Genomic DNA, 17,969 nt, shown 5'->3' on the forward strand with positions numbered 1-17,969 from the left:
TGCGATGCGCCGCCTCAATCGCGGCGCCGTCCTTGGGCCGATGTTCCGGCGTGGCGGGTTTCGGATCAGCCACGCCGGTCGGTGCGGTTCACTGCAGCATCAGCTGGTTCCACTTTTCCTCATAGGCGACCGAATATTTGTCGGCTTCGCCTTCGTTGAGGATCAGCATGTCCTTGATGTTGTCGGGAGCCATGACGAGGATCTTCTTCGTGTCGGCATCGGCGCCCGATGTCGCGCTGCTCAGCACCGGGCCATAGGTCCTGAGCGCGAGCAGCTTCGCCTGCTGGGCTTCGGCGAGCGCGAAATCGATCGCCTCATGCGCCAGCTCGACATTGGGCGACCCCTTGGGAATGACCCACCAGTTCGCCCAGGCGATGCCGTCCTTGTAGGTGAAGCCGACGGGCGCGCCTTCCGCTTCGGCCGCCAGCACGCGGCCGCTCCAGGCCGAGGACAGCGCCAGCTCGCCCGACGAAAGCAGTTGCGGCGGCTGCGCGCCACTGCCCCACCAGACGGTGACATGCGGTTTCAGCTCCTTGATCTTGGCCATCGCCATGTCGGCCTTCTCGGTCGTGTAGGGGAACACTTCCGAGGGCTTGAGGCCGGAGGCCAGCAGGGCGGCCTCGTAATTGTAATAGAAGAAGCGGTAGAGGCCGCGCGGGCCGGGAAAGCGCTTCACGTCCCAGAAGTCGGCCCAGGATTGCGGTCCGGCATCCGGGAATGCCGTCTTCGACCAGGCGATGACGGTGGCGCCGGTCGAGGTGGCGATGCCGTTGGGGGCGACCCAGCCTTTTTCGAGTGCCGCGGCATTGGGAATTTTCGAAACGTCGATCGGTTCGAGGAAGCCCTCATTGGCGCCTTGCCAGACGGTGCGGCCGCCGACGTCGACCAGATCCCATTCGACCGCCTTGGCCTCGACCATGGCCTTGATCTTGGCCGTCTCGGTCGGCGAGGTGTTGACCACCGGAATGCCCTTGAGCTGGCCGAACGGATCGATGAAAGCCGCCTTTTCGGCGTTCGACAGGGCGCCGCCCCAGGAGGTGAAAGTGAAAGGCCGGTCCGCCGCGCGCGCCAGTCGAGGAAGACCCGTCGCGCCGGCCAGCACGCCGCCCGCTGCCGTCAGAAGGAAAGTACGCCTATGCATCAGCTTTCTCCGTTTTGGTGGGTTTGGATGGGGAATGAGGAACCGCGCGGACATGGCCAGGCTTCCACGAGACATGGACCCTGGCGCCGGCCCGCAATGTCCGGTCGGTGATCTGCCGGGCGGCGAGCGTCTGGCCGCTCTCCAGCCGCAGGGTGAGCTGGGTCAATTCGCCGAGATAGATCACCTCGACGATCTCGGCGGCGACGCCCTCGCCGCCGAGATCGAGCTCGACATGCTCGGGACGGATCAGCAGCCGCGCCGGCTCGCCCGGCGTCGTTCCCGGCGCCGCATCGACGGCGATCGTCCTGCGGAACGCCTCGACATCGACGGAGGCCTTGCCGCCCGATGACGAGAGCACGCGTACCGGCAGCAGGTTGGATTCGCCGATGAAGCCGGCGACGAAGGCGTTGACGGGACGGTCGTAAAGGTCGTCGACCGTCCCCAATTGCTGGATGCGGCCGCTGTCCATCACCGCGATGCGGTCGGAGAGCACCAGTGCCTCCTCCTGGTCGTGGGTGACATAGATCGTGGTGCGGCCGAGCCTCTGGTGCAGCCGGCGCAGTTCGAGCTGCACCGAGCGGCGCAGTTGCTTGTCGAGCGCGCCGAGCGGCTCATCCATCAAAAGCACGTCGGGCTCGATGACCAGAGCGCGGGCCAGCGCCACGCGCTGCTGCTGGCCGCCCGAGAGTTGCTGGACGGGTCGGTCGGCAAAGCCGTCGAGTCGCATCAGCGCCAGGATGTCGGTGACCCGTCTGGTGATGTCGGGCTTGGGCAGCCGGCGCACACTCAGGCCATAGCCGACGTTCTCGCCGACACTCATATGCGGAAACAGCGCATAGTTCTGGAACACCATGCCGATGTTGCGGTGGCGGGCGGGCATGCGGGTGACGTTGCGCTCGCCGATGCGGATCTCGCCCGCCGTCGGCTCGATATAGCCGGCGGTGAGGTTGAGCAGCGTCGTCTTGCCCGAGCCGGAGGGGCCGAGCAGCGTCAGGAACTCGCCGGCTTTGACGTCTAGGTCGGTCGACTCCAGTGCCCGAAAGCTGCCATAGGTCTTCGACACGCCGGCCAGGCGCAGTGACTGTCCCGATTGGATCGCGGTCATCGGCTCGGGCTCCCGGTTTTGCGGCTGCCAGTCTTGCGGCTGAATGTCTGCGCCAGCGCGAACAGGACGATGGCCAGCGCGATCATCACCGTCGCGGCGACAGCTATGACCGGCGTGAATTCCAGCCGGATCGATTCCCAGATCTTCACCGGCAGCGTTTTCGAGGCATAGCCAGCCATGAACACGGCGATGATCACTTCATCAAAGGAGGTGATGAAGGAGAAGATGGCGCCACCGACGATGCCCGGCGTGATGTTGGGCAGGGTGACGGTGCGGAAGATCCGCCATGGGCCGGCGCCAAGGCCGGCGGCGGCACGCAGCCAGTTGTCGTCGACGGCGCGCAAGGCGATGCCGACATTGATGACGACGAAAGGCAGCGCCAGTATAGCATGGCCGAGGCTCATGCCCAGGATGGTGCCGCTCAGGCCGACATCGAGCGCGCTGCGGTAGAGCGCCACCGCCGTGACGATGACCGGCACGATCATCGGCGCCAGGAACAGGCCGGTGACGAGCGTGCGCAGGCGGCCGTCGATGCGGCGCAGCCCGATTGCCGCCAGCGTGCCGAGCACCACCGCGATGATCGTGGCCAGCGTGGCGACCTCGACGCTGTTGATGAGCGAGGTGCGCCATTCCGGATCGGCGAGGAAGCGCTCGTACCAGACGACGGACCATGCGCGCGGCGGCAGATAGATGAAGCTCGCCTTGTTGAAGGAGGCCGGCACCACGGCAAGGATCGGCAGCACGAGGAAGGCGAGCACCAGGCTGGCGCCGGCGTTGGCTGATATGCGGAGCAGGAGCGGCAACCTGTTCATCGTGCGAACAGCCCCCTCTCGATCGGCAGCAGCCGGGCGGTCAGCGCCATCAGCACCAGCACGATGGCGAGCAGTGCCAGCGAGCCGGCTGCGGCGAGCGACCAGGCAAGGCGGTCGTTGACGAAGCTGGCGATCAGCATCGACAGCGTGATGGCGTTCGAGCCGCCAAGCAGGGCAGGCGTGATGAAGAAGCCGAGCGACAGCAGGAAGACGAAGGTCGCGCCGCCGGCAAGGCCGGGCAGGCAGAGCGGCAGGTATATGCGCCGGAAGGTGTCGACGAGGCTGGCGCCGAGCCCATCGCTTGCCAGCAGCAGGCGGCGGTCGATGCGGACCATGGCGCCGTAGAGCGGCAGGATCATGTAGGGCAAGAGGATGTGGATCATGCCGACCAGCACGCCGACATTGTTGAACAGCAGCGCCAGCGGCGCGTCGGTGATGCCGGTCGCCATCAACAGCCGGTTGATCGGCCCGTTGCGCTCCAGAAGCAGCATCCAGGAGAAGGTGCGCACCAGCACCGAGATCCAGAAGGGAAACAGCACACCGTAGAGCGCGATGCCGAACCAGACGCCGTCGAGGCGCGACAGCACATAGGCGACCGGCCAGGCGAGCAGCACGCAAAGTGCCGTCACCATGATTGCGACGACAAAAGTGTTCCACATCACCTGACGGTAGACCGCGCTTTCGGCGAGCACGCCGAAAGTCGTGAACGGTCCGGCCGGGTCGGTGAAGGCCAGCGAGAACAGCCGCGCCAGCGGCACCACGAACAGCAACGCCAGCACGATCAGCGCCGGGCCGAGCAGGCATGCGGTCTCGACATGCCGGCGCGACGGCAAGGCGGCCCGTGCCCTCGGTTCCGGCAAGGTGCTTGTTGCCGTCACGCCCAGGCCACCTCGCTGAAGACGCCTATGCCGCGCTTGCGGATCTGGCCGGCGACGACCACGCGCTGGATTTCCGACGTGCCTTCCCAGATGCGGTCGACGCGGATGTCGCGATAGAGCCGTTCGACCGGGTTCTCGCGCATGTAGCCGCGCCCGCCCAGCACCTGCAGCGCCTTGTCGATGACGCGGCCGGCGGCTTCCGAGCAGTAGAGCTTCAGCGCGCTGGCATGGGCGTGCACGCGCTTGCGGTCGAGACCCTGGTCGATCTCCCAGGCGACGCGGTACAGCATCGACTTGGCGGCGAAGATCTCGACCGCCATGTCGGCCAGCATGAATTCCACGCCCTGGAAATCGCGGATAGGCCGGTCGAACTGGTGGCGGGAGGTGGCGTAGTCATTGGCGATCTCGGCGGCGCGGGTCGCGGCACCCACCGCATGCGAGGCGATCTGCAGGCGCGCCTCGACGAACCAGTCCTTGGTCAGCTCGAGCCCCTGGCCGATCTTGCCGAGCATCTTGTCCTCGCCGACCGTGGTGCCCTCGAAGCGCAATTCGGCATGGTCGAAGGCGAAATTGTGCATGAATTTCGGCGAGCGCAGATGCACCATGTTGTTCACCGGCTTGTCGACCAGGAACAAGGTCGGCTTGTCGGGATCGTCGTCGACATGGGCATGCACGATGACGAAATCGGATGCGTTGTAGGAGGTGACGAACCATTTCTCGCCGGTCAGGTGCCACTGGCCATTTTTCAAGACCGCGCTGGTCTTGACCCGGCGCGGGTCGGAGCCGGCCTCCGGCTCGGTGATGGCGAAGGCGCCGCGGCGATGGCCGTGCGAGGACGGGATCAGATAATCCTGCTTCTGCGCCTCGGTGCCGAATTTCAGGCTCACCGGCGGGCGCCAGACACAGCTCCACAGGCCGTTGGTGACGCGGCCGAGCTGTTCCTCGATCGCCGTCTGCTCGACCATGGTCAGGCCGAGGCCGCCATTTTCCTTCGAGTGGTTGATGCCGGCCAGCCCCCAGTCGCGCACCTGCTGCCGGACAGCCTCCCGGCGCTCCATCGGCAGTTCGCCGTGGTCGTCGGTGATTGCTTCCAGCGGCAGAAGCACCTGGTCGCAGAAGTCGCGCCCCTTCTTCGACAGTTCCTTTTCGCGCGGGCTGAGATCGAAATTCATGGCAGTCCTCTAAAAGCAATTCATCGTGTCGGGTGCCCGGCGTTGCGGCCGAGCAGGAGCGCGTCGACGGCCATGCAGCCATGGTCGGAAACCAGGAGCGGGTTGACGTCCATCTCGTCGATGAGGTCGCCGAGATCGGCGGCGAGCATCGAGAAACGGGCGAGGGCGGCATGGAGTGCTGTCCTGTCGGCGGCCGGCCGGCCGCGCCCGCCGTCGAGCAGCGGGCTTGTCTTCAGCCTGACGACCAGGGCTTGCGCCTGTTCGAGGCTGAGCGGCGGCAAGGCGACCGCGCGATCCCTGAGCACTTCGATCCAGATGCCGCCGGACGCAATGACCAGATAGGGTCCGAACTGTTGGTCGCGGATCAGGCCGAATGCGATCTCGACGCCCTTGGGCGCCATTTCGGCAACCAGCACCTGCGGACCGAGCCGCGCCGCCATGTCGGCATAGGCCACCGCCAGCGATGGTTCATCGGCCAGGCCGAGGCGGACGCCGCCGACATCGGATTTGTGCTGGATGCCGGGGACGGCGGTCTTAAGGGCGATGGGAAAGCCGATCTTTCGCGCGGCGGCGACAACGTCGTCCGGCGTGGCGGCGGCGATCGAGCGCGGCGTGACAATGCCATAGTCGGCCAGCAGCGCCAGTGCTTCGCTTTCCCCGAACGGCTTTTCCTGGCCAAGGCGCCGGCGCCAGCGCTCGCGGACGTCACGCGCCACGGCATCGGGATAGGTGTGGGTCGCGGCGCGCCGGTCGCGAAACGCCAGCAGATTGCGGATGGCCTGCAGGCCTTCATCGGTGCCGTCGATGACCGGCACGCCGGCCTCCGTGGTCGACAAGGCGAGTGCGCGGTGGTTCACCGTGGCGTAGTTGCTGACCACGGCAACCGGCTTGCCGGTCTTGGCGTGGGAACGGATCACAGCGCGGGTAAAGCCTTCGGCGACGTAGGAGCCGTCGCGTATGTCCTGGAACAGCACGCCGATGGCGGTGTCGGGGTCGGCGAGCATGGCGTCCATGCAGGCCTCGACATGCGTCTCGAAGTCGAGGCCCGAGCCCCAGACATCGAGCGGATTAGCCGGCTGTAGGCCGCTGTCGAGATGCAGACGCAACCCCGCCTTCGTCCGCTCCGAGATGGCGGCGAACGGCACGCCGGCCTTTGCCGCGAGGTCGGCGACCATTTCGCGTTCACCGCCGGAATCGTGCAGGCTGGCAAGGCCGCCGCCGGCGGCCGGCCGGCCGGCCGAAAACAAAGCGAGATTGGCGGCGAGCTGGTCCAGCGTGTCGACGCTGAAGGCCCCCCATCTGTCGAACAGCGCCTCGTAGGCGGCATTGTCGCCGGCAATCGCGCCGCTGTGGCTGGCGGCGAAGCCGGCGCTCAATTCCGTGCGCCCGACCTTCAGGACAACGACCGGAATGCCGAGCCGGTCGGCCTTTTCCAGGCAGCGGGCAAAATCGTCCGGCCGGCGCGCCGTTTCGAGAAACAGGCCGATGACCGAGGTGTCGGGCTGGTCGAGCGCCCAGTCGACATAGTCTGATGTCGTCGTCGTCAGCTCGCGGCCGCTGGAAACGCAGAGCTGGAATTTCAGCCGCTGGTCGTTGTAGGCGAGCGCGGAGAAGGCCGAGCCGGATTGCGTGACCAGCGCCACGCCGCCGGGCTTCATGGCGAGACGGGAGGCGAAGCCGGAGACGCGCAGGCCGATGCCGGGGTTGCAGAAGCCCATGCCGTTGCCGCCGCAAATGACGATGCCGGCCTCGCGGGCGATTTCGGTCAGCCGGCCGGCGAGCGGATCGTTGGCCGCACCGGTCAGGTCGCAGCTGGCGAAGATGGTGACCGCCCTGGCGCCATGGCGGGCGGCCGCCAGCAGACTGTCCTCGAGATAGTCATTGGCGACGCCGAGCACGACATGGTCGACCGTCTCCGGCAGGCTTGCCAGATCAGGGAAGCACGGCACGCCTTCCACGACGTCGTATTTCGGGTTGATGGCGTGGAGCCGGCCCTTGTAGCCGTCCATCGCCGCTGCCCGCACCATGGTGTTGCCCGGCGTGTTGGGGCGCACGGACGCGCCGACGAAGGCGATCGACGCCGGCCGCAACAGCGGGTCGAGACGATGTCCTGCGTTCGTCATGCCACCGAGGGCGGCAGGAATCCCAGCCAAATCTCTTCCTCCCACGGCTCGTTCCCAAAGCCATCTCGTCCCGGCGCTCTGATTTTGATTTTGCGAGCTGTCGGACCGATGGCGACTATAGAACCGGGAAACGATCGCGCACGCTCCGAATAGTCACGAGGCGATGACCTGCAGTCATGGGGGTAAAGCCAAATGTGGCCGTCGACGGCTCAGCCGGCGAGGATTTCCCGTTTCAGCACGGCCATTTCATTGAGCAGCCAGTCGCGCACCAGCACGGCCGGCTTGCGCAGCGGGCGTCGTGCCGTTGCCACCAGGTAATAGTGGTCGCCGGTACGCAACTCATGTTTGCCGCCCTTGACCAGGCCTTTCTGCAGCAGTTCGTGGGCCACGACGTGCCACCAGCCGAGCGCCATGCCACGGCCCTTGATCGCCGACTGGACGACCAGCGTGTAGTCGGAGAAGGTCAGGCTGCGGCTGCCCACCGGCTGTGGATAGTCGAACTGCGCGAGATAGTGCTGCCAGGGGATGCGCAACGCGCCGGAGAGATGGGCAAGCGTGTGCCGGCTGAGATCGCTGCAATCGTCGAGACTGCCGTGCTCGGCCAGATAGGACGGGCTGCAGACCGGCAGCACGACCTCTTCCATCAGCGCCCAGCTCTGCTGCTCGGCATTGGGTGGCTGGTTGTAGCGGATGGCGAGATCGACATCCTCGATCGGGCCGGTCGGCTCGCCGCGCACCAGCTGGAAACGCAGGTCGATGCCGGGAAAGCTGGCCTGGAAGCGATCGAAGCGCGGCATGAACCAGTGCATGGCGAAGGCGGACGACAGCGACAGCGTCACCGTGCCGGCCTCGCCCTGGCGCGCCCTGATATCATCGAGCGCAATCTCGATCTGCTGGAAGCCGCTGCCTACGGCGCCATAGAGCAGGCGGCCGTCGTCGGTCAGGTCGATGCCGGTCGGCGCGCGCACGAACAGCTTGACGTCGAGATGGCTTTCCAGCCGCGCGATCATGCGGCTGATCGCCGACTGGGTGACGTTGAACTCACGTGCCGCGCTGGTGAAGTTGAGATGGCGCGCGGCTGCCTCGAACATGAAGATCGCATTGGGCGAGGGCAGCAGCTTGCGCAGGGTCATGGCCGTTGGCTCGTTTCGGTACCGAAACTTTTCGGAAAGAAGGCGCGGAGATAAGTCCGGCAGATGGCGCGGGCACGCGCCCAGTCTGCCTCGCCATGGCCGTCACCGATCTGGCTTTCGATCCACAGCCCGTCGAAAATGGCGCTCAGCCCGCCAGCGACCAGCCGATAGTCCGCGGCCGGCGGCTCCTTTTGGGCGAGGGCCGATATCAGCGGTTCGAGCCGCGCCAGATAGGCCCTGTTGAGTTCGCTGAACCGCGCCCGGTAGTCAGCGTTGCGCGAAGTTTCGGCCCAGAACGCCGTCCACACAGCGATGTGCCTGTCATCGGTCACATCGGAACCGAGGTCGAGATCGATCAGCGCCTCAAGCTTGGCCGCGGCATCGTCATGGGGGTCGCTGCGCGCATGCCAGGCCGCGCGGTATTCCTCGACCAGCGCGTCGAGCGCGGCCAGAAGCAGGCGGTCCTTGGTCTCGAAGTGGAACGAGACCAGGCCGTAGCCGCAGCCGGCCTGCCGCGCGACATCGGCCAGGGTGACGCCGGGCAGACCTTTCTGGGCAATGACAGTGATGGCCGCCTGGGTGAGGCTCTGTCGCCGGCGCGCGACCTTTTCGGCATCGCGGCTTTTCTTGTCGGGCTTGCTCAATGGCGCCGTTCTCCCTGGAGTGGTTTCGTATCCGGTTTTCGGCCGGCTAAGCAATGCTTCGTGGATGGCCGTGCGTGCAGGCGATCACTGGAGGTGTCGGGTCGTCCATCGCCCCTTTCCGAGCGTTGGCGCTGCCCTTCATGCGATGGTCCAACGGCACAATCATCATTGACTGATCAATCAGTCTACGAGATTATCGGCCGGCCGCAACCGGAAACGCAGGAACGGTTGCCAGGACAACAGGAAGCCGTGCCATGCCGCCGCAGGACCTCGCCAACGACCAACGCGCCGCGCTCGACGCGCGCCACCTGATCCATCCCTGGACCGATTTCCGCGAGCAGCCGGTGCTGATCCTGGAGGAGGGCAATGGCGTCCATGTCCGCGACAGCAACGGCCACCGGATGATCGACGGCATCGGCGGCATGTGGTGCGTCAACATCGGCTATGGCCGCAAGGAGATGGCGCGGGCGATCGCCGCCCAGGCGGAGAAGCTCTGCTACCATTCGCCGTTCGGCTTCCTTTCCAACACGCCGTCGATCGAGCTGGCGGCGTGACAGTCTTCACTGCCGAGGACGCGTCCGTCTGGGCGGACCTGATGGCGGCGGTGCCGGCGGAGATCGGCGATCGTCTGGCCGGCCTGCGGGAGATTGCCGGTGTCACCGGCGTGGCGCGATACAGGGAAGGCCGCCCGGAGGCGATCATGGTCGGCCAGCGGCGGCCGTCGGCGGCGATGATGCGCATTGCCCTGTCCTGGTCCGCCGCCAGCTTCATCGCGAGCGACGGCCCGTACCTGCTGGAGACGCTGGAGACGGAGGCGCTTGCCCAAGATGTGCTCTGCATGCGCGCCGACGAGGGCATGGCGTTGCGCATCGGCGGCCAATGGGAGCGCCGGGACGGTTTTCTGCAACGCTGGATCGGCATTGAACCCTCCCGTTTGCAGGGGCGGATACCGCCGTCCTGGCCGCAGACGGCGGGCTTCACCTGCGGACCGTCGGCGCTCGCCATGGCCATGGCTGGCCTCGACCCGGCCTTGCTGCCGGATCGTTCGCTGGAGGTCGAGCTGTGGCGCGAGGCCACAACCATCATCGGTCCAAGCGGCCCGGGCGGCTGCGACCCCTATGGCCTGGCGCTGGCGGCGCACCGGCGCGGGTTGCGGGTCGAGGTTTTCATGAGCAGTGCCGAGCCGATCTTCCTCGACCGTGCCGCCTCGGAGGAGAGGCGCGGGCTGATGCGCTTCGTGCAAGCCGGTTTCAAACGCGACGCCGACGCCGCGTCATTGCCGATCGAGACGCGCGCCTTTGCCATCGAAGAAATCGGTCAGGCGCTCGATCGCGGCTTGTTGGCGCTGGTGCTGATCGATCAGGCGCCGATGATGGGCTACACCTGCCCGCACTGGGTGCTCGTCCATGGCTATGGCGATGGCATCTACTTCCTCAACGATCCCTGGATCGAGCCTGACCGGCTCGAGCAGAAGATGGACGTTGTCGGCCTTCCGGTCATTGCGGCGGAGCTCGACCGGATGGCCTGGTACGGTAATCCGGCATACCGCGCCGCCGTGCTGGTCGGGCGATAGCGTTCGGTGGAATTAGACGCCTATCACTTCGTCATCCTCGGGTCTGCGCCGCGTCGCTTCGCTCCTGCTTCGTCCGGGGATGACGAAGAGGGGAGCGCCTTGGCAAATCTCGAACGTCTACGATAAGCCGACGAACGAAACCCGCTAGCCCATCCTTGCTCAACTTCCCAGCGGATAAGGCATGTAACCGACGAAGCCGGCGATCTTCCAGGTTCCGCCGACCTTCCGGCAGAAGTATAGCGTCTGCCATTTCAGCCGGTCGACGGTGCCATCCGCCTTGGCAACGGAGCCATCGAATTTCTTGTGCAGCACGGCGCGGTCGCCGTCGACATCGATGTCGCGCAGATTGGTGACGCGAAACAGCGCCTCGCGCAGCGGCTCGGCGAATTTGGTCGCGGCCGTCTCCCCGGCCTGGCGCAGCCACTCGTCGCGATAGATTTCCAGCCTCGGGAACTGCAGCCGCCAGGCATCGGCGTTGGGAAGGAAATGGGCATGCATGCCGAAGAAGCTTTCGGCGACGAAGTCATTCTCGACCATGGACCAGTCCTGGCCGATGAAGGCGTCGATGTCGCGCCGCACCAGCATTTCCCACAGCGCGTGGCGGTCGGCGTCGCCTGGTGGGAACGGGTTCTTGTCGAAAGTCATTCTCGGTTTCTCCGGTCTCGCATAGGCATCTGTCCGTCGCGGCCCCCAAGGCCGTCCGGCAAGCGCGCACGATGCAAGCGCTCTTGTAATAAAGCAACACGGATTTCGAAGAATGTTGCTTTCCAACAAGGGCCCTATCGGGACCGGCCCGATCGCGGTAAATCTGCGCCGAAGCGGGCGCCGCCCCGGTGTCCTGCCCGCGTGATCAGAGGAGGTCGTCCCTTGCCCAAGCAGACTTTTGGAACATCCCATGTGCCGCTGTCGCCCGCCGTGCGGGCCGGCGACTTCGTTTATGTCTCAGGCCAGGTCCCGGTCGGCAGCGACGGCATCGTGGTCAAGGGCGGTATTACCGAGCAGACCGAGCAGGTACTTGCCAATGTGAAGGCAGCGCTGGCATTGGCAGGCTGCACCCTGGACGATGTGGTGAAGACCACCGTGTGGCTGGAAGACGCGCGCGATTTCGGCGCCTTCAACGCGGTCTATGCCAGGCACTTTCCCAAGAACCCGCCGGCACGCACCACGGTGGAATCGCGGCTGATGATCGACATCAAGATCGAAGTCGAGGCGGTCGCCTACCGGCCGGTCTGATAAAAGACGCTACGAAGCGGAGGGTCTCCCCATGCAATTCGACCTCCTGCTGAGGGGTGGCCGGCTGATCGATCCGGCGTCCGGGCTCGACGCGCCGCGCGATGTCGCCATCGCCAATGGCCGGGTCGCCGCGATCGACGCCGACATCCCGGCGGACCGCGCCGCGCAGGTCGTCGACGCGACCGGCTGCATCGTCACACCCGGCCTCGTCGACCTGCACAGCCACGTCTATTGGGGCGGCACCTCGCTTGGCGTCGATGCCGACCGGCTGGCGGCCAAGAGCGGCACCACCACCTTCATCGATGCCGGCAGTGCAGGCGCCGGCAATTTCCTCGGCTTCCGCCGCCATGTCATGGAGCGCTCCAGGGTGCGCATCCTGGCCTATGTCAACATTTCCTTTGCCGGCATCTTCGGTTTCTCGCAGACCGTGTCGGTCGGCGAGTGCAGCGATCTCAGGCTCTGCGAACCGCGCGAGGTGGTTGCCGCCGCGCGCGAGCACGCGGACGTGGTCGTCGGCGTGAAAGTCCGCTCCGGCAAGCATGCCGGCGGCACCAGCGGCATCGCGCCTGTCGATCTCGCCCTGGAGGCCGCCGACAAGGCAGGCCTGCCGCTGATGGCGCATATAGACGAGCCGCCCCCCGGCCGCTCGGAAGTGCTGCCGCGCCTGCGGCGGGGCGATATCCTCACCCATTGCTTCCGGCCGTTCCCCAACGCGCCGGTCTTTGCCTCCGGCGCGGTGCGGCCCGACATGCGGCTGGCGCGTGAGCGCGGCGTCATCTTCGATCTCGGCCACGGCATGGGGTCGTTCGATTTCGAGGTCGCCCGCGCCATGCTCGCCGAGGGGCTGGCGCCCGATGTCATCTCGAGCGACGTGCACCTTTACTGCGTCGACGGGCCGGCTTTCGACATACTGGTCTGCATGTCGAAACTCCTGGCACTCGGCATGCCGCTGGTCGAGGTCTTGCGGGCCGCGACGCAAGGGCCGGCGCAGGCGATCGCACGGCCGGATCTCGGCACGCTGGCGGTCGGCACCGTCGGCGACGTCACGGTCCTTCGCCAGCGGCCGGGCCGCTTTACCTTCGTCGACGCGGTCGGCGCTTCGCTGGTCGCCGATCAGCGGCTGGTCTCGGAAGGTATCGTCATCGGCGGCACCTGGTGGCCGAACGAGGCGGCGAACGATGTCAGCGAAACCGAGCGCTTCGAGCCGCATGCCAACCACACGCATGTCGAGGTTGCCGCCCGGCATTTCGGGCATCGGCACGAGTGAGATCATGCGCGGTGCGGAGCGTCGACACGGTCACGCCGCCCCCACAACGCTCAGGAAACGCTCGATACCTGTCGCCGTCAAAAGCTCGATGCGTTCACGGATAAGGTCGTCGCTCCAGTTCCACCACTCCAGCGACTGCAGGCGTTGGATGACATCGGGCGCGAACCGGTACCGGATGGTGCGAGCCGGATTGCCGACCGCGATCGCGTAGGGCGGAATGTCCCGGGTGACGATGCTGCCGGCACCGAGGACCGCTCCATTGCCGATCGTGACGCCGCTCAGGACGATACAGCGAGCACCGATCCAGACGTCATGGCCGACCGTGATCGGCCCCTTGCCGGCGGTTCCATTTGCGTTGCGGATCTTGCCGTTCGCAAACTGGATCGGAAAGGTGGTCGCGGTGTCGACGCGGTGCTCGGCCGCGCAGATAAAGAGAACATCCGGGCCAATCGAACAGAACGATCCTATGCGCACCGGAACGTTTTCGTGCGGAACGAAGAACGATTCCTTGGTGAGGCCGTAGGTATGACGACCGATCTCGACGCCTGGCAGCGGCGGTAACGGGTCCTTCTTCAATCCCAGTTTTATGCGAAGTCCTCTCAGCAGACCCATGGGCTTCCTCCCCCGAGTTTGCCGGCTATTATAGCGGAAATCCTCCGTTCCGAGTGCTTCGCAAGCGATTTCGGTCCCGGCTGGTCCAGCGTCGCCGTCGATCAGGCCGCCAGCGAGTAGCCCAGATCGCGCAACGGCAGCCGGCGTACCCGCTCTCCGGTGGCGGCGAAGATGGCGTTGCCGAGTGCTGGCGCCAGGGCCGGAAAGGCGGGTTCGCCCATGCCGGTCGGCGGATTGTCCGACTGGATGAAATACGGCTCGATCGTCATCGGCGCGAAAGGCATGCGCAGGATCGGATAGGCATTGTAGTTCTGTTCCTCGATCCGGCCATTCTCGATGTTGATCTTGAGGCCCATGGCGGTCGAGAGCGCGTCGGTGGACGCGCCCTGCGCCTGGGCTTCGGAGCCTGCCATGTCGATGATGGGGCCGACATCGAGCACCACCACGATGCGCGCGATCCTGATCCGCTTGCCGGCGTCGACACTCAGCTCGACCGCCTGCGCGACATGGCCGGCGTGGGAATAACACCAGGCGAGGCCCAGGCCGCCGCCCTTCGGCAGCGTCTTGCCCCACCCTGCCTTGTCGGCGCACATCTTGATGACGTCGACCGCGCGCCTCGGGCTGAAGTTGACGCTCTTGTCCTTGGCCACCAGTTCGGGCACGTCGCGGGTCACCGCATCGATCAGGAATTCGACATGGTCGCGGCCGGAAGCCAGCGACAGTTCGTGCATGAAACTCTGCGCTGCGAAGACCTGGGCATTGTCGCCCGGCGCGCGCCAGGCGCCGGTGGGGATCCTCAACGGGAACATGGTCTTGGCGCGGCGCAGGTTCGGCGCCTTGATGGAATATCTCAGATTGTCGGTGAGGTTGGCGCCGGAGGCTTCTTTCTTGCCGTCGGCGGTGAAGGTGATGAAATGCTCCCGCCAGGCGTCGAGACGGCCACCCTTGTCGATCGCGCCCTTGAACTGGTGATAGCCGGCGGGCCGGTAGAAGTCGTGGGCGAAATCGTCCTCGCGGGTCCATTGCAACTTGACCGGGGCACTGACCTTCCTGGCGATGGCCGCGGCCTCGCAGGCATAGTCATTGACCAGCCGCCGCCCGAAGCCGCCACCGACCCGGGTCTGGTGCATCACCACCTTTTCCGGCGCGATGCCCGCCACCTTTGCAATCAGCGGCAGGCCGCGATCGGGCTGCTGGGTGGGCACCCACATTTCCATGATGCCGTCGTGCCAGTGCGCCGTGGTGTTCATCGGCTCCAGCGGCACATGGGCGGCGAAGGGATATTCGTAATAGGCTTCCACCGTCTTGGCGGCATTGGCGAAGGACTTGTCCACGTCACCGACATTGTCATCGGATTTTTGCGGGAAACTGGCCGCCAGCTTCCGGGCCTGGGCCGAGAATTGCGATGTGGAATCGCTCGACGCCTCGCTCAGGTCCCAATCCACCCGAAGCTTGTTCCTGGCCTGGAAGGCGCTCCAGGTATCCCTGGCGATGATGGCCACGCCCGGCATCACTTCGACCATCATGCCGGTCCCGTCCACGGCAAAGGCGTCGAGCACGCCGCGCTCACCCTTGATCTCGTCGACATTGAAGGACCTGACCTTGCCGCCCGCCGCCGGGCATTTGGTGTAGGTGGCGTAGACCATGCCGGGAAGCTGGACATCGATGCCGAACAGCGGCTTGCCGCTGACCACCTTGGGATCGTCGACGCCGCGATAGCGCTTGCCGATCAGGCGGTAGTCCGCGCGGCTCTTCAGCTTCAAGCTCTTGGGATCGGGCACCGGCATCTTCGCTGCCGCCGCGGCAAGCGACCCATAGGTTGCGGACCTGCCGCTGGCGGCATGGGTCAAGATCGAATCCCTGGCGGTGACCTGCGAGGGATCCACCGCCCACTGCCCCGCCGCGGCGGCGATCAGCATCGCCCTGGCGCCGGCACCGGCCTGGCGCAACTGGTCCCAGGCATGCGGGATGGAGGTTGAGCCGCCCGCCCCCTGGCTGCCATAGACCTTGGGATTGATGTCCGCCTGCTCCATCACGACATGGTTCCAGTCGGCGTCGAGCTCGTCGGCGATGATCACGCCGAAGGACGTCTTGATGCCCTGGCCGATCTCCGGGCATTTCGAATAGATGGTGATTGTGTTGTCGGGAGCGATGCGGATGAAGGCATTCATCGCCTGGTCGTTGCCGTCAGGCGTATCGACGTTCGCCGTTTCGGCCGCGAACGCCGTGCCGCCAAGATGGAAGCCCAGCACCAGCCCTGCGGCGCCAACGCCTGCCAGCTTGAAGAAGGTGCGCCTTCCCATGGTCATCGGCGCGCTGGCCGGCGGCGCCGAGCGGACGCCGCGTATCAGCGCCGAGAGGTAGGCATCGGACTGGGCAAAGTTGGACTGGGTGTCAGCCATGGGGGGCCTCACTGGATTGCTGTGCCGCCTGCTGCCGCAGAGCGCTCACATCCTTGCCTGTCAGGTTCGCGCCTTTGGCGCCGAACCGGGCGGTGACGTAATTCGCCACGGCCGCGATGTCGTCGTCGGAATAGCCCTCGCCGAAGGCCGGCATGAAGATCGTGCCGTCAGCGGTCTTGCGGTTGACGCCGTTGATGACCGTCTGCGCCACATTGGTGGCGCTGGGATCGTTCACCGCGCGCACGCCGGTCAGCGTGGCAAAGCCGGTGACCGGGCTGACGCCGGTCCAGTCGTGGCAGGAGGCGCAGGCGCCGGCGAAGATCTTTTCGCCATGCGCATTGGCGACCGCCGCCACGCCCTCCTTGTACGATGCGGGCGCCGCCGTCGTGACGGTACGCGGCAGGTCGCTCGCATGGCCGGGAATGCTGCGCAGATAGGTCACCAGGGCACGGGTGTCGTCCGGCACGAGATAGCTCAGACTGTCGTCGGCGGCTTCACCCATGGGGCCGGCGGCACCGCCATGACCATTGGCATGACCGGTGGACAGATAAGAGGTGAGATCCTCGTCGCTCCAGTCGCCGAGGCCGGAAACGTTGTCGCCGGTGATGTTGTAGGCGCGCCAGCCGGCAGTAAGGGCGCCCGCGAATTTGCCGTGATTGTCCAGCGCAAAAGCCAGGTTGCGCGGTGTATGGCATTCGCCGCAATGGCCCATCGCCTCGGCAAGATAGGCGCCCCGGTTCCATTGCGGGCTCTGGCCGATGTTGGGGCGGAAGCGTTCGTCGGGATTGAACATGATGTTCCAGAGCGCAATCAGGCCGCGCTGGTTGAACGGCCAGGACAGCTGGTTCTGTTTCGGCGGCGCATTCACCGGCGCCAGCGTGAACAGATAGGCCTTGATCGCCAGCGCGTCGGCATCCGTCATCAGGCTGTAGGAAGCGTAGGGCATGGCGGGATAGAGTTTTGCGCCGTCCGCGCGAATGCCCTTGTGCACGGCCGCCAGGAACTGGGCGTCGGTATAGTTGCCGATGCCGGTTTGCTTGTCCGGCGTGATGTTGGTCGAATAGATGGTGCCGAACGGCATGTTGAAGGCGAAGCCGCCGGCGAAGGGCGCGCCGCCCGGAGCGGTGTGGCAGGCCTGGCAGTCGGCCGCATGGATGAGGTATTCGCCGCGCTTGACCAGATCGGCGCCGGCAAGCTGCGACGGCACGCCGGTGACATCGGCGCCATGGTAATCGGCCAGCGTCACTGTCGAGCCGGCGGCAAACGACATCGGATCCCGGCCAAGATAAAGCCAGCCCGCGAAACCAAGCGCGACGACGACAATGACCGCGACGAGAAGGCCGATGATCTTCTTCATGGTCAGGCCGATTTTGCGGCGGCGTTCTTGATGGCGCTGCGGATGCGGATATAGGTCCCGCAACGGCAGAGATTGCCCGCCATGGCCGCATCGATGTCTGCATCGTCGGGTTGGGGATTGTTGTTGAGAAGCGCCGTGGCCGACATGATCTGGCCGGCCTGGCAATAGCCGCATTGCGGCACCGCGGCTTCGATCCAGGCTTGCTGGACCTTGGCGCCGGTGGGCGTGCCGCCAATCCCTTCGATGGTGACGACGGCGCGGGTGCCGACATCGCCAACGGTCAGTTGGCAGGAACGCACCGGCTTGCCGGCCACATGCACCGTGCAGACGCCGCATTGGGCGATACCGCAGCCATATTTGGTGCCGACCAGGTTGAGATGGTCGCGCAGGACCCACAGAAGCGGCATGTCCTCCGGCACATCGACATCACGTGACTGTCCGTTGATCGTAAGCGTGAGCATGTCTCTATCCCTGCCTGGAACCGGCGGATGAACGGAATTCGTCCATCGGATTCTAG

17 protein-coding genes are annotated in these 17,969 nt (G+C 65.8%); 4 read left to right on the forward strand and 13 right to left on the reverse strand.

Features of this window, described 5'->3' with window-relative positions; all coding sequences use genetic code 11:
* Positions 1–88: 88 nt before the first annotated feature.
* From AC07UC_RS05235 to AC07UC_RS05270, 8 genes are all read right to left on the reverse strand, one after another.
* On the reverse strand, positions 89–1,141 hold the full coding sequence (locus tag AC07UC_RS05235; RefSeq protein ID WP_181180130.1) for an ABC transporter substrate-binding protein: 1,053 nt from the start codon (positions 1,139–1,141) through the stop codon (positions 89–91).
* On the reverse strand, positions 1,134–2,246 hold the full coding sequence (locus AC07UC_RS05240) for an ABC transporter ATP-binding protein (RefSeq protein WP_494904482.1): 1,113 nt from the start codon (positions 2,244–2,246) through the stop codon (positions 1,134–1,136). Before AC07UC_RS05240 ends, AC07UC_RS05235 begins: the two co-directional genes overlap by 8 nt.
* Complete coding sequence (locus tag AC07UC_RS05245) at positions 2,243–3,058, reverse strand: ABC transporter permease (RefSeq protein WP_494904484.1); 816 nt, start codon at positions 3,056–3,058, stop codon at positions 2,243–2,245. Before AC07UC_RS05245 ends, AC07UC_RS05240 begins: the two co-directional genes overlap by 4 nt.
* Positions 3,055–3,936 (reverse strand): ABC transporter permease, encoded by an 882-nt coding sequence (locus tag AC07UC_RS05250; RefSeq protein ID WP_494904486.1) that lies wholly within the window; start codon positions 3,934–3,936, stop codon positions 3,055–3,057. Before AC07UC_RS05250 ends, AC07UC_RS05245 begins: the two co-directional genes overlap by 4 nt.
* Positions 3,933–5,108, reverse strand: coding sequence for an acyl-CoA dehydrogenase family protein (locus tag AC07UC_RS05255; RefSeq protein WP_140776276.1), 1,176 nt, complete (start codon positions 5,106–5,108; stop codon positions 3,933–3,935). The genes AC07UC_RS05250 and AC07UC_RS05255 overlap by 4 nt, the downstream gene beginning before the upstream one ends.
* Before the next feature lie 20 nt (positions 5,109–5,128).
* Positions 5,129–7,261, reverse strand: coding sequence for an acetate--CoA ligase family protein (locus AC07UC_RS05260; RefSeq protein ID WP_494904488.1), 2,133 nt, complete (start codon positions 7,259–7,261; stop codon positions 5,129–5,131).
* 179 nt (positions 7,262–7,440) lie between these two features.
* The gene (locus AC07UC_RS05265; protein WP_202325278.1) at positions 7,441–8,364 is read right to left on the reverse strand and encodes a LysR substrate-binding domain-containing protein; all 924 of its coding nucleotides are present in this window, start codon (positions 8,362–8,364) and stop codon (positions 7,441–7,443) included.
* Complete coding sequence (locus AC07UC_RS05270) at positions 8,361–9,008, reverse strand: TetR/AcrR family transcriptional regulator (RefSeq protein ID WP_494904490.1); 648 nt, start codon at positions 9,006–9,008, stop codon at positions 8,361–8,363. Before AC07UC_RS05270 ends, AC07UC_RS05265 begins: the two co-directional genes overlap by 4 nt.
* A gap of 254 nt (positions 9,009–9,262) precedes the next feature.
* On the opposite strand from AC07UC_RS05270, the gene AC07UC_RS05275 reads away from it, so the two are divergent.
* Positions 9,263–9,562, forward strand: coding sequence for an aminotransferase class III-fold pyridoxal phosphate-dependent enzyme (locus tag AC07UC_RS05275; protein ID WP_494904492.1), 300 nt, complete (start codon positions 9,263–9,265; stop codon positions 9,560–9,562).
* Entirely contained in the window at positions 9,559–10,581 is a 1,023-nt protein-coding gene (locus AC07UC_RS05280) for a peptidase C39 family protein (RefSeq protein WP_494904493.1), read from the forward strand. Before AC07UC_RS05275 ends, AC07UC_RS05280 begins: the two co-directional genes overlap by 4 nt.
* Positions 10,582–10,740: 159 nt before the next feature.
* Here AC07UC_RS05280 and AC07UC_RS05285 read toward each other — a convergent pair whose 3' ends face one another.
* On the reverse strand, positions 10,741–11,226 hold the full coding sequence (locus AC07UC_RS05285; RefSeq protein ID WP_494904494.1) for a hypothetical protein: 486 nt from the start codon (positions 11,224–11,226) through the stop codon (positions 10,741–10,743).
* A 222-nt stretch (positions 11,227–11,448) separates the two neighbouring features.
* Between AC07UC_RS05285 and AC07UC_RS05290 the strand changes: the two genes are divergently transcribed.
* Positions 11,449–11,814, forward strand: a complete 366-nt coding sequence (locus tag AC07UC_RS05290; RefSeq protein WP_027047560.1) for a RidA family protein — start codon at positions 11,449–11,451, stop codon at positions 11,812–11,814.
* Positions 11,815–11,845: 31 nt separating this feature from the next.
* Positions 11,846–13,081 (forward strand): amidohydrolase/deacetylase family metallohydrolase, encoded by a 1,236-nt coding sequence (locus AC07UC_RS05295; RefSeq protein ID WP_202325281.1) that lies wholly within the window; start codon positions 11,846–11,848, stop codon positions 13,079–13,081.
* Positions 13,082–13,111: 30 nt separating this feature from the next.
* On the opposite strand, the gene AC07UC_RS05300 is transcribed toward AC07UC_RS05295, so the two are convergent.
* The 4 genes from AC07UC_RS05300 to AC07UC_RS05315 form a co-directional block, all read right to left on the reverse strand.
* Positions 13,112–13,693, reverse strand: coding sequence for a CatB-related O-acetyltransferase (locus tag AC07UC_RS05300; protein ID WP_140776262.1), 582 nt, complete (start codon positions 13,691–13,693; stop codon positions 13,112–13,114).
* Between the two features lie 101 nt (positions 13,694–13,794).
* Positions 13,795–16,095 carry a xanthine dehydrogenase family protein molybdopterin-binding subunit gene (locus tag AC07UC_RS05305; protein WP_494904495.1) on the reverse strand — a complete coding sequence of 767 codons (2,301 nt, stop codon included), beginning with the start codon at positions 16,093–16,095 and terminating at the stop codon, positions 13,795–13,797.
* Positions 16,088–17,452: a c-type cytochrome gene (locus AC07UC_RS05310; protein ID WP_494904497.1), complete on the reverse strand. Its 1,365-nt coding sequence runs from the start codon at positions 17,450–17,452 to the stop codon at positions 16,088–16,090. Before AC07UC_RS05310 ends, AC07UC_RS05305 begins: the two co-directional genes overlap by 8 nt.
* 2 nt (positions 17,453–17,454) lie before the next feature.
* A complete protein-coding gene (locus AC07UC_RS05315) occupies positions 17,455–17,913 on the reverse strand; it encodes a (2Fe-2S)-binding protein (RefSeq protein ID WP_494904498.1) in 459 nt (152 codons plus the stop codon).
* Positions 17,914–17,969 lie beyond the last annotated feature (56 nt).

This window comes from Mesorhizobium sp. GW821-FHT04C10 (assembly GCF_059420305.1).

Excerpts from the sequence above, each read along its gene's own strand:
- AC07UC_RS05300 (WP_140776262.1), bottom strand. The coding sequence starts at position 13,693 with ATGGGTCTGCTGAGAGGACTTCGCATAAAACTGGGATTGAAGAAGGAC.
- AC07UC_RS05240 (WP_494904482.1), bottom strand. The coding sequence starts at position 2,246 with ATGACCGCGATCCAATCGGGACAGTCACTGCGCCTGGCCGGCGTGTCG.
- AC07UC_RS05310 (WP_494904497.1), bottom strand. The coding sequence starts at position 17,452 with ATGAAGAAGATCATCGGCCTTCTCGTCGCGGTCATTGTCGTCGTCGCG.
- AC07UC_RS05305 (WP_494904495.1), bottom strand. The coding sequence starts at position 16,095 with ATGGCTGACACCCAGTCCAACTTTGCCCAGTCCGATGCCTACCTCTCG.
- AC07UC_RS05285 (WP_494904494.1), bottom strand. The coding sequence starts at position 11,226 with ATGACTTTCGACAAGAACCCGTTCCCACCAGGCGACGCCGACCGCCAC.
- AC07UC_RS05265 (WP_202325278.1), bottom strand. The coding sequence starts at position 8,364 with ATGACCCTGCGCAAGCTGCTGCCCTCGCCCAATGCGATCTTCATGTTC.
- AC07UC_RS05245 (WP_494904484.1), bottom strand. The coding sequence starts at position 3,058 with ATGAACAGGTTGCCGCTCCTGCTCCGCATATCAGCCAACGCCGGCGCC.
- AC07UC_RS05235 (WP_181180130.1), bottom strand. The coding sequence starts at position 1,141 with ATGCATAGGCGTACTTTCCTTCTGACGGCAGCGGGCGGCGTGCTGGCC.
- AC07UC_RS05275 (WP_494904492.1), top strand. The coding sequence starts at position 9,263 with ATGCCGCCGCAGGACCTCGCCAACGACCAACGCGCCGCGCTCGACGCG.
- AC07UC_RS05255 (WP_140776276.1), bottom strand. The coding sequence starts at position 5,108 with ATGAATTTCGATCTCAGCCCGCGCGAAAAGGAACTGTCGAAGAAGGGG.
- AC07UC_RS05295 (WP_202325281.1), top strand. The coding sequence starts at position 11,846 with ATGCAATTCGACCTCCTGCTGAGGGGTGGCCGGCTGATCGATCCGGCG.
- AC07UC_RS05315 (WP_494904498.1), bottom strand. The coding sequence starts at position 17,913 with ATGCTCACGCTTACGATCAACGGACAGTCACGTGATGTCGATGTGCCG.